The following is a 14,044-nucleotide window of genomic DNA, read 5'->3' on the forward strand; positions in this document are numbered from 1 at the left end:
TATTATGAGTAATAATAAAAATAAATTAATAAAACTATCATTTTTTGTTTTATTGATATCATTAATATCTATTTCTGCAGTATCTGCGGATGATACTTTTATTGATGAAATCAGTGAAAATAATGAAAATGATTTTGAAATTAGGGGTGCAGTGACTGGTAATACGTTTTCTGATTTGCAACAAGAGATAGATAGTAATACTGATCCTAATGATATTATTGAATTGACACAAAATATTACAAACACAGGAACAGAATCTCAAATAACCATTTCTAAATCCCTAACAATTGATGGTAAAGGTTTTACTATTGATGCAGCGGGAGTTAGCAGAATTTTTGAAATTTCTGCAGGTAGTGTTACTTTAAAAAATCTAAAGTTAATTAATGGAAAAGAATATGGGGGAGCAGCTATTGATATTCTAAATTCTAATGTCCATTTATTAAATATAACCTTCGAAAATAATATTGCAGATCATTCTTCACTAACTGATGCAAATGGTGGTGCTATTAAAATTAAAAGTTCAACTATTATTATTGAAGATTGTTCTTTTTATAAAAATGCTGCAAAAAGAGAAGGTGGAGCTATTTATGCAACTGATAGTAATGTAACAATAAATGGTAGCTCTATTTTTGATGAAAATTATGCTGGTTTTAGTATTGATGATACTCGTGCTAATGGTGGAGCTATTCGTGTTGTAAATAGTAATGAATTATTTAATATATCTGGAAAAGGAAATTTTACTAATAATAAGGCTTATCATGGTGGTGCAATTTATATTGAAATTATGAATTTTGAAATAAATGGAAATTTCTTATTTGAAAATAATACTGCTGCAGGAAATGGAGGAGGTCTTAATATTGGATTAACTATAGGTTCTAAAATGTCATTTTTAAAAGACAACCTTCACTTTATTTCAAATTCAGCAGGCAGTAGTGGTGGAGCTATCTATTCTAACTACGGAGATAATCTTTGTATTGAAGGAAATAATAAATTTGATAAAAACACCGCTTCTCAAGGTGGAGCTATTGCATCTAATACTTTAACTACAATAATTTTAGGTAATAACTCATTTTATAATAATTTTGCAACAAATTATGGTGGAGCTGTATATTTATTAAGTTCTAGTTCTACTCAGATGGATTATAATACAATTTCTGGAAATAACAAATTTATTAATAATACTGCTAAATATGGTGGAGCTGTATATTCAAATATTATTGCATTAAAAATATTAGATAATAATACCTTTGAAAATAACTCTGCTTATCATGGCGGAGCTATATATTATCCTTTCAATAATTTAGAATTACAAGGGTCAAATAGCTTTATTAATAATATTGCAATTTCAACAGATGATTCTCTTAGCTATGGTGGAGCTATATTTTTGAGAGGTAATGATATAAATATTGTAAATGATGGTGATAAATACAATTCTTTTATAAATAATAGTGCAGATGATGGTGGAGCTATTTATCTAACAAATTCAAAAAATTTTAATTCAATAAAATCAGTATTTGAAGATAATTTAGCTTATAACTCTGGAGGAGCTTTGAGCATTGAAAATTCAGAAAATATATATTTTGAGGGAAATAACATAATAAATAATACTGCTATATCTTTGGGTGGTGCAATATATACTATTAATTCTAATAAACTTGATTTTAAAAACAATACTATAAATTATAATAAGGGTGAAGATGGCGGAGCACTATATTTATTCTTTTCAAATGACATACAATTTTTAAATAATTATATGGGTTATAATAAAGCTATTGGAACAGAAATTAGTGGATATGGTGGTGCAATTTATATATTTAGAACTTATGACATTGATTTTATAGATAAAAATATTATTGTAAATAATTCTGCTAATCGTGATGGTGGTGGAATTTATGTTGGTATTTCAAAGAATTTAATTATTCAAAATTATAATCAATTTTTAAATAATACTGCTAGTGCTAGTGGTGGTGCTATTTATTCTCAAGTTCTTATTAATTTAAATATTACTGGAAATAACACATTTTACTTTAATGAGGCTTTAGGATATGGTGGTGCTATATATAGTGATGGTGGTGAACTAATAGGTATTTATGGAGAAAATATTTTTGCATCAAATCATGCTGGAAGAAGTGGTGGTGCTATATACAATTCGATTGATGATTTAACTATTCATGGTGAAAACGTATTTGAATATAATCATGCTGAACTTAATGGAGGAGCATTATACAATGATGGAGATAATTTTGTTATTGAAAAAAATAATTCTTTCTCATTTAATTATGCAAATCAAAGTGGTGGGGTGTTATATAACTTAGAAGGTAATACTTATTCAATTAATGGAACAAATAGCTTTATTAATAATACTGCTTATAAAGAAGGTGGGGTTATTTATAATGCTGGTTCTTATTTTAATATTACAGGCTCAAATATTTTTATAAATAATTCTGCAGTTAAATTTAGAGGAGGAGTTTTATATAATACTGGAGATTCGTTTTATATAATGGGTTCTAATCAATTTATTGGAAATCAAGCTCTTAATGAATATGGTGGTGTATTATATAATCATGGAAGTGATTGGTTTAGAATTCAGGGAAATAATCTTTTTGAAAATAATTCTGCTGCATATGGTGGAGCTATTCAAAACGAATATGGGTTCCATTTTTTAATTAATGGAGAAAATATTTTTAGAAATAATTCTGCTATATATCAGGGGGGAACAATCTATAACGACGACGGTGAATCTTTTATTATCATGGGAAATAATTCATTTGAATATAACACTGCTGAGGAAGCAGGTGTGATATTTAATTATGGAAGTGCTTATTTCTTCATTTATGGGTTTAATAATTTCCAATATAATGAAGCTACTGGTGTTGGTGGAGTCATTTATAATTTAGGTGGGAATGATTTTACTATAATGGGAAATAACGAATTTACTTTTAATGGTGGTGAAATTACTGGAGGAGTTATATATAATTCTGGTGATAGGTTTGAAATTCATGGAAATAATATAATTTCCAATAACTTTGTTGATGGTGAAGGAGGAGTAATTTATACTTCTTTAGATGATGGATTTTGGATAAATGGAACTAATATATTTGAAAATAATATTGCAACCACTTATGGTGGGGTAATTTATGCATACGATCCTTCGAATTTCTTAATTTCTGGAAATAATAGATTTTTCAATAATTCAGGTATGCACGGTGCTGTTGTTTATGTGGATGTAGGAGAAAATTTCACTATTTATGGTGCAAATGAATTTATAAAAAATAATGCTTCTTCAGAAGGAGGAGTTATATCATCATATGAACTTTTTGATTTAGTTGTTGAGGGTTCTAATATTTTTGAAGAAAATTATGCTCCTTTGGGAGGAGTTTTCTACAATGAATTTAGTGGTTCTGTTTATATAAATGAAACAAATGAATTTAAGCAAAATTTAGCTGATAATGGAGCGGTTTTTTATATTTCTGGAATTGAAGAATTTTATATTGAAGGCTCTAACATATTTTCTAATAATAATGCTAATTTATATGGTGGAGTAATTTATAATACAGAATCTTATTTAGAAATTGAAGGTAATTATTTTATAAATAATTCTGCTTCTCTTGGAAATCTTTTATATAATTATTTTTCTAGTGAAGCTAGTTTAATTGATACAAATTCTTATAGTGGAGATATTGAAGGATTTTTTATTTATAATGTTGGAACTTTATTTTTAGAAAATAACATAATGGATTCAACTGAAATAAAGAAAATATATAATACTGGAACAATTACAAGTGAAATTATATTTGAAGTTTTAGATAATGAAACAAAATATCCTAATTACTTGGACCATTTTAATATGACTGGTACCTTAACTGATGATGTAGGTAATATTATTGTAGGTGGAACAGTAACTTTCTTTACTGGTATAAGATATTTGTCCACTAGTGATTATTCGGATGAAGGAATATTTTTTACTATAATTGAATTATTTACTGCAGGAATTTTTAATGTAACTGGTTCATATAGTGGTGGAGATAATTTAACTGTTTTCATAGGTATTGTTGAGATTGAAAGAATTAATGTTATTTTAAATGTTACAGCAAATCCTGATGTAATATTATATGGTGATTTTATTATATTAGATATATTCTTATCTGATGCTTATAATAATATACTTACTTGTATGCTTAATATTACAGTTACTGGTGATAATGGATATTATATGAAATATGTTAATGTTGATATTGTTGGTGGCAATTTACAATTTACTTTATCTGATCTTAGGCCTGGCATATATACTGTTGAAGTTTATCATGCACTGGAAAATAATTATTATAATGCAACTAGCTATACTACATTTATAGTTAAAAAATTAACTCCAATCATATCAGTATACCCTATTCATGGTATTGAAAATAAAAATATAGTTCTTAATTATGTTACCGATAGTAGAATTAACTCCATTTTTAGTATATTAATTACTGATTATATGATAAGTACTATTAATGTTAATGATGGTTATGGATCATTATACTTAAATAACTTAGCTTCAGGTGTATACAATGTTACTGCTTATTATCAAGGTAATGATATATTTGAAGGTACTTCAGTAAGCTTTTTATTTACAATTAATAAAACTAATACTAACTTAATTATTGCTCCAATAGTAGATGCAAATGGTGATGTTATTGTTCAAGTTCAAACTACATCTGGGGCTACAGGTATTGTAACTGTTGAGATAGACGGTATTGTTAAAAATATTACATTAAATGATGGTTCTGGTATTGTTGTTTATTCAGGATTAAAAAATGGCAATTATAATATTACTGCTTATTATTATGGTGATGAGTACTTTAATTCTAGCTCTGCTTCTGCTAATATAACTGTTGCTAATAAAGATGTTATTTTAAAAGCTCCATCTATTAATCTAATATATTTAGATGGTAGTAAATTTTTAGTTTATTTGTATGATGCATTTAATAATCCTATAGCTAATGCAAATATTTCTATTACAATTAATACTAGAACTTATTATAGAATTACAGATTCTAAGGGTATAGCTAGTTTAACAATTAATTTAGCTCCTGGTGAATATCATGTAGATGTTGGATATGTTGGCAATGGAACATATGTCAATCAAAATACTACAAGTTCAGTCACTGTCAAATCAACTATAATAGGTAAAGATGTTGTTAAATATTATAAAAATGGAACACAATTTGTTGCAAGATATGTTGATAGTAATGGTAATCCTCTTTCTAATCAAGTAGTTACTTTTAATATTAATGGTATTTTCTATAGCCGTACAACTGATATTAATGGATATGCAACACTTAATATTAATCTTATTCCAGGATATTATATATTAACTACTACTAATCCTAATGATGGTTTAGCTAGGTCTTATTCTGTAGAAGTATTATCTAATATTGAGATTTCAGATCTTACTAAATATTATTTAAATGATTCACAATTCCATGCTAAGTTCTATGATAATCAAGGAAATCCTTATGCAAATAAAAATGTCACTTTTAATATTAATGGTGTTTTTTACATGAGGACTACTAATAGTGATGGAATAGCTACTTTAAATATTAATTTAGCTCCAGGTCAATACATTATTAGTGCTATTATTCCTTTAAATGGATATGTTACAAGTAGTAGGGTTATAGTTTTACCAACATTACTTGCTAATAATACTGTTATTAGCAATAGTAATAAAGTACCTTATGTAATTTTAGTATTAGATGGGCAAGGAAATCCTTATCCAAATCAAAAGGTTGTAATTAATCTTAATGGCCAAATATATGAAAGAACAACTGAAAGTGATGGTAAAATAAGATTAGATATTAACTTGAACCCAGGTAGCTATTATGCAACAATGACTTATAATGATTATTCATTATCTACTACAATTGTTGTAACTAGTTAAATTAAACACGTATTTATTCTCTTTTTTGAGAATAAATTTTTTATTTTTTTTAAATTTATTTATTATAGCTCTTTTTCATTAAAAAATTTATCACCACAAACTTTAATAATCATTTTTAAACATATTTATTAATAGTTTTAAATTTCATTATTTTTTACTTTTAAATATTTGAATCTATAACATTGATGAAATTAAATAATATTGATATATATGGATAACACAAGTTCTAAAAACATTGAAAAAGAGTTTAAAGACTTAAGAAAGAATCTTCTAGATTTAACTTTAAAAAATCAGCTATTAAACTTTAAACCGAGAGCTAAAACACTTACAGTTGTAAATCAATCTCCATCAAATGTTTATCAATCTCTGATTTTACAAGATAAAAAGATGTATTTTACAACTAGTAAAAAGGATGAAAAAGAAAGTTCAAAATTTTCTATATGGGATCATTCACCAATTGATTTATCTAGATTTAAAGATGGAGATAAAACACTTCAAACAAATCTTTCTCCAAAAGAATTACAAAAAAGACTTTTCTATATTAATCAACAAGCTAAAACAATGATTGATGAGCAAGGTTATAATATTTTATACTTAGCTATTGGTTTTTTAGAATGGGTTGATAGATTAAAACCTAAGGATAAAAATTATGCCCCATTAATCTTAATTCCAGTAACAATGGAAAGGAAAAAAGTAGGTAAATCTTTTGAACTTTCATGGACTGGTGAAGATTTACAAACTAATATATCTTTAAAAGCTAAGTTGAAAGAAGAGGGTATTAAATTACCTGAATTTGAAAAGAAAAACTACCTTGAAGTAGTTGATCATTATATTAAAGAAGTTAAACAAGCTGTTTCAAGAATGCCTAATTGGAATGTTAACTCTAATATAGCTTTAGGATTTTTCTCTTTTACAAAATTTGTAATGTATAATGATTTAAATCCTGAAAGTTGGGATGATAATGTTGATTTAACTAAAAATGAATTAATTGAAGCTATTTTTAATCCAAGTAAAAATACTCAAGAAGCTTTTAGAGAAGAAGATATTGATACTAAATTAAATTATAAGGATATGTATCAAGTTTTAGATGCAGATTCATCACAAATTGCAGCTATTGAAGATGTTAAAGCTGGTAGAAATTTAGTTGTAGAAGGTCCTCCAGGTACTGGTAAATCTCAGACAATTGTAAATTTAATAGCTGAATTATTAGCTGAAGGTAGATCTGTTTTATTTGTAAGTGAAAAGATGGCTGCTTTAGATGTGGTTAAAGATAGATTAACTAAAGTAGGTCTTGGAAAATTTGTTCTTGAGTTACATTCTCATAAAACACGTCGTAAAAAATTCTTAAAAGAACTTGAAAAGGCCACTAATGTTCGATCTGAAAATCCTATAAATATTGATCAGACTTTAAGAAAATTAGAAAAACTTAAATTTCAATTAGATGATTATGCTGAAATTATTCACAAAAAAGAATATGCAGTTCAGCTATCTGCTTTTGATTTATATGGTATGAAAGAATCAGCTGATGATTATTTTTCTAAAAAAAATACAATCATACCTTTAGTACGTTTTTCTAATCCTGAAAATATTACTTTAAAAGATTTAGATGATGTTATTATATCTCTTGAAAATTTAGCTGAGCTATATCAAACAATTTCTAATGAAAATCCTTGGAGTAAATGTTCTCCTAAAAGTTTACTTCCAGCAGATTTAAGAGAAATTGAATTATTAATTAATGATACTTTAGCTTCATTAGATAATTTTTTACTTGAGCGAGAAAAAATATATGATGTTTATGGAATTAAACAACCTAATTCACTAGCTGATTTTGATAATACATTAAATACATTTAATTTATTTGAAGATAATACTTTTGAATTTATTGATAGTAATATTTTAAAATCTAATGCTTGGTCTAATTCAACTGATGCAGAAACTTTAATTAAAAAGTTAGAAGAATATCAATCGCTTTCAAAGATTTTAGATAAATTTCATAGTCAAATTTTAAATATTAATTTAAACGAGCTTATTCAAGATATTAAAAAAGTATCTAATAAAAAGTTTAGTTTATTTAAAAATAAACAAGGTGCAGAAATTGTTGAAATGTATTATAAAACTAGTGTACCTTCTAATGAATCTATAATTAATGATCTTGAGATGGTTCAAAAATTATCTCATTTAAAATCAGAATTAGAATCTAATAATAATTTAGCTATTTCTTATTTTGGTAATTATTGGCATTTAAATGCTTCAATTGATGATTTAAAAAATATTTCAACTTGGATGAATAAATTTTCCCATCTTTTAAAAGAAGGTATTTTTACAAATAGCACAATTGACTTACTTTCAAAAGATCTCTTTAATGTAGATCCAAGACGTGATTTAGATGATTATATTTCATCAGGAGATGAATTTAAAAAAGATTTATCTAAATTAGAATCTAAACTTAATCCTAGAAGTAAATTAATATTTAAAAAAGATAGTAGTGATGTTACACTTGAAGAGTGGAAAAACCAATTAAATAATTGGAAAGGTCAATTATCTAGTCTTCATTTATGGAGTCAATATTTAAATACTAAAAATTCTTTAAAAGGAACATTATCTGAAGAATTTATTGATATAATTGAAAAAAGAGGTATTAGAATTGATGATGTAAGACACCTAGTTTTAGGTAATTTTGCAGATTCTCTTTTAAATTTGGTCTTTACAGAAAATCAGGAACTAGCTACTTTTATTGGTGAGCTTCATGAAAATAGAATTAAAGATTTTAAAGGTCTTGATAAGAAGATTATTGAGTTAAATAGAAAAAGAATATTCCAAAGACTAAATAGTAATATTCCTCAAATTTTTGGAGCTACTAATAATCCTGAAGCTAAAATATTAGCTGGAGAATTTACAAGAAAAAGTGGGCATTTACCTGTTAGGTCATTACTTGAGAAGACTGGAGGTATGATTAAACAAATTAAACCTTGTTTTATGATGAGTCCATTATCTATTGCACAATATCTTGATCCAACTAATGAAAAATTACAATTTGATGTTGTTATTTTTGATGAAGCTAGTCAAGTAAAACCTGAAGATGCATTAGGTGCATTTATGAGAGGTAAAACTGCTGTAGTTATGGGAGATACTCAACAATTACCTCCAACATCATTTTTTGATCAAATAGCTGCTGGTGAAAGTGGTGAAGAAGTAGCTGGAGCATTAGATATGGAAAGTATCTTACATCTTTGTAAGCTTTCGTTTCCTGTTAAAATGCTTAAATGGCATTATAGAAGTAGACATGAATCTTTAATAGCTGTTTCAAATAAAGAATTTTATGATGATGAATTACTTGTTTATCCATCGCCTTCAAATAATAATCCTGATTTAGGTTTAAAATTCCATTATAATGGAGATACAGTATATGATAGAGGTTCTGGTTCTGTAAATAAACAAGAAGCTCGTGACGTGGTTCGTGAAATATTTAACCACTTTGATAAATTTGGAGATACTAAATCATTAGGTGTTGGAACATTTTCAGTTGCACAAAAAAATGCAATTTTAGAAGAACTAGAACTTGAACGTAAAAACAGACCTGAACTTGAACCATTATTCTCAGATAAACTTGATGAGAAATTCTTTGTTAAAAACCTTGAAACAATTCAAGGAGATGAAAGAGATGTTATTTTAATTAGTATTGGATATGGTTTTGATGCTAATCGAAATATGTCCTTAAATTTCGGCCCATTAAATCAAGATGGTGGAGAAAGACGTTTAAATGTTCTTGTAACAAGAGCTAGGGAAAAATGTGTTGTATTTTCTAATTTTAAGTCATATGATATTAAATTATCTGCTAATCCTCCATTTGGTGTAAAATCTTTAAAAGAATTTTTACAATATGCTGAGAATATCGACTCAGGTAATATTATTAATGATAATATTTCAGATGAACCATTTGAAGATGCAATAGCTAATTTTTTAACTGAAAAAGGTTATGTAGTTGAAAAACAAGTTGGTTGTGCTGGTTTTAGAGTAAATTTAGCTATTTCAGATGAAGAATCTTATGGACAATATATGTTAGGTATATTAACTGATGGTAAGATGTATTCTAGTAGTAAAGTAGCTCGTGATAGAGATCGTCTTAGAGAACAAGTTCTTGAAGGTTTAGGATGGAAATTATATAGGTTATGGTCTACTGATTGGTATAGAAATAGGGATTTAACACAAGAAAAACTTCTTGAAGCTATTAATAGTGCTAAAAAGATAGCTATTGAAGAAGAAACTAAAAAATCAGAAGAAGCTAAAAAATTATCTGAAAAACTTAAAAAAGAAGCAGAAAAAAGAGCTCTTGAACTTAAAAAACAAGAAGAAGAAAAATTAGTTAGGGAAAATGAAGAAAATTCTGTTGAAAATATTCCAATTAAAGATGATTTAGACAATGATGAAATAATTGAAATTGATACTTATATTGGATCAGATAATAAAGAAGATAGCTATGATGAAATAGTTGAAATTGATACAGCTATTGGAAATAGTTTTTCAAATTATAAAGAATCTAAAGCTAAAGATAATTCTTCAAAAGATGAAACATCTAGTATTATTCATGCATTAAGTGAAACTAATAGAGATGTAGTTGTAGATGAAAATGATTATGTTGAAATTAGTACATCTACTGAAGAGGATGATTATTTAGAACCTGTTAATAATGTTAAAGATTTCATAAAACCAGATGAAATACCCGCTATTAAAGAAGATTTAACTAAAACAGATGAAATTTCTGTTATTGAACCAATTCATGATGATATTTCAACTGTTGAATCTGTAAATACAGTTAATGATTCATCAGTGGATGTTATCGAACCAATTCATGATGAACTTGAAGAGGAATCTGGTGAAGAAGATAAAGGTATTTTTAATAATATTATTAAAAGTTTAACTCAATCTAATAATGAAGAGGACAAAGAAGAAGAAAAAGATGAAGATTCAATTTTCTCTAAAGTTAAATTTAAATCAAGTTTGAATTTAAATAAAAATAATGATCTACATTCAATAGCTAGTAGTTCAACTTATGAAGATTCTAAAGATGAAGATAATAATTCTAAAAATAATGATTTAGATAATGAAATTTCTATTGAGGATAATGAAATTACAGTCGATAATGATGATGAGTTAATAAATGATGATGAAAATTATGAGGAAGATGTTTCATTAAATGATAAAGATGAAATTCAAGATGAATATGTATCTGATAAATATATATCTCCAGATTTAAATGAAGGCATTTCTCCTAAAAATAATGAAAAAGATTTCACAGATAAAATTATTGAAGAAGATAATTATTCAAATGAAATAGCTAATGAAATTATTAAAGAAGATAAAGATTCTCAAGATGATAATCATATTCGTGATGAATATATAGAATCTAAAAATCAAGATAATGAAACTTATGAAGGAGTTAGTGGTATTGAAAATCCTTTAAAGAAAAATACCATCTTTAAAACTAAGCAAAAAAGATCATTTTTAGAAAATATTGAATATTTAAATAAATCATTAAATGAAATTGAAAATCCTACTCCTGCAGAATATGTTCAAATTATAGATAGAACAGAAGAAGATATTATTGATAATAATGTTTCTAAAAGTGCAAAAGATATTTTAGAAAATAATATTATAAGTTCACCATCAAATAAAATGGAAAAATCTAATAATCTCGAAAATATGATTGAATCTATTAGTGAAAATTATAAAGCACTAGAAAAAGAAAGACTTAAAAAAGATAATAAATTTAAACAACTTGATGATAGTATTATTTTAGATAAAGGAGATTCTCTAGATAATGAAATTGAAAATTATAAATATGCTACTACAGTTGGTTTAGAAAACAATGATATTTATTCTCTATCTGATGATAGTTTATCAAGTTCTATTAGCAAAATTGTTGAAGTAGAAGGCCCTATTCATAAAGATGAATTAATTAAAAGAATTAAAGATTTATCAAATACTAATAGGAGCACTGCTAAGTTTAAATCCGCTATTAATGAGGGTATTAAATATGCAGAAAGTTTAGGAAAACTTATTTTTGTGGATGATTTTATTTATGATGCAAATAATCATAATATAGCTATTAGAAGAAGGGAAAAACCAAATATAGATTTCATATCACAAGAAGAAATTGAAAAGAACATTGAAACAACATTAAAATTTAAACAATCTTTAGATAGTAAATCTTTAATAAAAGAAGTTTCTCGTAATTTTGGATTTAAATCAACATCTAAAAAGACATCTACAAGAGTCAGCAAAGTTTTAGATATGATGTTAGCTGATGAGAAGATTATTGCTTCAGGAGATAGAATAGAACTTAAATAGATATTATGTCCTTAAAAGTAAATTCACCAGATAATTTACCAGATAAACCTGGTATTTATATAATGAAGGATATTAATGATAAAATAATTTACATTGGTAAAGCAAAATCATTAATTAAAAGAGTAAAATCATATTTTAAAGATAAACTTGATTCTCCAAAAACTCAAGTTTTAATGAAAAACTTTAATAGTTTAGAATATATTATTACAGACTCTGAAAAGGAAGCTCTTATATTAGAAGCTAATTTAATTAAAAAACACAGACCTAAATATAATATTCGCCTGAAAGATGATAAAAGATATCCTTATGTTAAAATTACAAATGAACAATTTCCTCGTCTTTTAATTACTCGTAATATTTCAAAAAATGGTACATATTATGGTCCTTTTACAGATGTTACATCAGTTCGTAAAACTGTTAAGTTCTTAAAAGCATTGTTTAAAATTAGAACTTGTAAAAATATGGATGGGCCATGTTTAAATAGTCAAATTGATTTATGTTATGCACCATGTGATGGAGAAATATCTAAAGAAGGTTATAATGAGATTATTAATAAAATTGATTTATTTTTCCAAGGTAAATATTCTTTAATTGTTAAAAATCTTAAAAAAGAAATGAAAGAAGCTTCGAATAATCAAAATTATGAAAAAGCAGCGGTTTTAAGAGATCAAATTCTAGCTATTGAAGAGATTATGGAAAAACAATTTGTTGAACTTACTGATGATGAGCTTGATCAAGATATAATAGCTAGTGCAAAAGATAAAGATAATGTTATTATAATTGTTTTATCTGTTCGTAATGGTAAAATATTAGGTAAAGATGACTTTTTAATGGCAGGTACTTCTAATCAGGATTTAAGTGAAGTTTTATATGCATTTATACAGCAATATTATGGCTATAATAGACATATTCCGAAGCAAATTTTACTTGAAGATAAAGTAAAAGATGAAAGTTTAATTATTGATTGGTTAAGTGATTTAAAAGGATCTAAAGTTTCTATTAAAATTCCAGAAAAGGGTACTAAATATAGATTAATTCGAATGGCTCAAAAAAATGCTGATATTATTAAAAATCAGAAAAATAAACTTGAAAATTCATTAATTGAACTTAAAAAATATCTTAAATTAGATAATATTCCTCATGTAATTGAAGGATATGATGTAAGTAATATTTCAGGTAAACTAGCTGTTGGTTCTAAAGTATCTTTTAAAGATGGAAAACCTAATAAAAAAAGATATAAACGTTTTAAATTAGAAACACCTGGACCTAATGATTATGAAATGATGAGAGAATTATTATCTAGAAGATTAAAATCTATTGAAGATGATCCAAAACCTGATTTAATATTAATTGATGGTGGTAAAGGTCAGTTAAAAATAGCTTGTGAAGTTTTAGATGATTATGGTTTAAATGATATTCCAATTATTGGTCTTGCTAAAGAATTTGAAGAAATATTTATTCCAAATTCTTCAAAACCAATTATAATTCCTCAAAGAAATAAAGCTCTGCATCTCTTGCAACAAGTTCGTGATGAAGCTCATAGATTTGCTGTTACATATCATAGAAAGCTTAGATCTGATAAGATTAAGGAATCTCCTTTAGATGATATTAAAGGAATTGGTAAAGTACGTAAAATGAATTTATTAAAACATTTTCAAAATATTGATAATATAAAAAATGCTGAAATTGAAGAAATTACTAAAGTTAAAGGAATGAATAAAAAATCATCTGAGGATGTTTATAATTATTTTCACTAGTTATAGGTAGTTTTAT

3 protein-coding genes are annotated in these 14,044 nt (G+C 25.9%); all 3 read left to right on the forward strand.

Annotated elements, in window-relative coordinates:
• Positions 1–4: 4 nt before the first annotated feature.
• The 3 genes from ACA134_RS04720 to uvrC all read left to right on the forward strand — a co-directional run bounded on the left by ACA134_RS04720 (position 5) and on the right by uvrC (position 14,028).
• Positions 5–5,923 carry a right-handed parallel beta-helix repeat-containing protein gene (locus tag ACA134_RS04720; protein WP_409201030.1) on the forward strand — a complete coding sequence of 1,973 codons (5,919 nt, stop codon included), beginning with the start codon at positions 5–7 and terminating at the stop codon, positions 5,921–5,923.
• 210 nt (positions 5,924–6,133) lie between these two features.
• On the forward strand, positions 6,134–12,271 hold the full coding sequence (locus tag ACA134_RS04725) for a DUF3320 domain-containing protein (RefSeq protein WP_409201031.1): 6,138 nt from the start codon (positions 6,134–6,136) through the stop codon (positions 12,269–12,271).
• Positions 12,272–12,276: 5 nt separating this feature from the next.
• On the forward strand, positions 12,277–14,028 hold the full coding sequence (gene uvrC, locus ACA134_RS04730) for an excinuclease ABC subunit UvrC (protein ID WP_409201032.1): 1,752 nt from the start codon (positions 12,277–12,279) through the stop codon (positions 14,026–14,028).
• Positions 14,029–14,044: the final 16 nt, after the last annotated feature.

This window comes from Methanobrevibacter sp. DSM 116169, assembly GCF_046197865.1.
In the GTDB taxonomy this organism is placed as follows: Archaea; Methanobacteriota; Methanobacteria; order Methanobacteriales; family Methanobacteriaceae; genus JAHKLT01.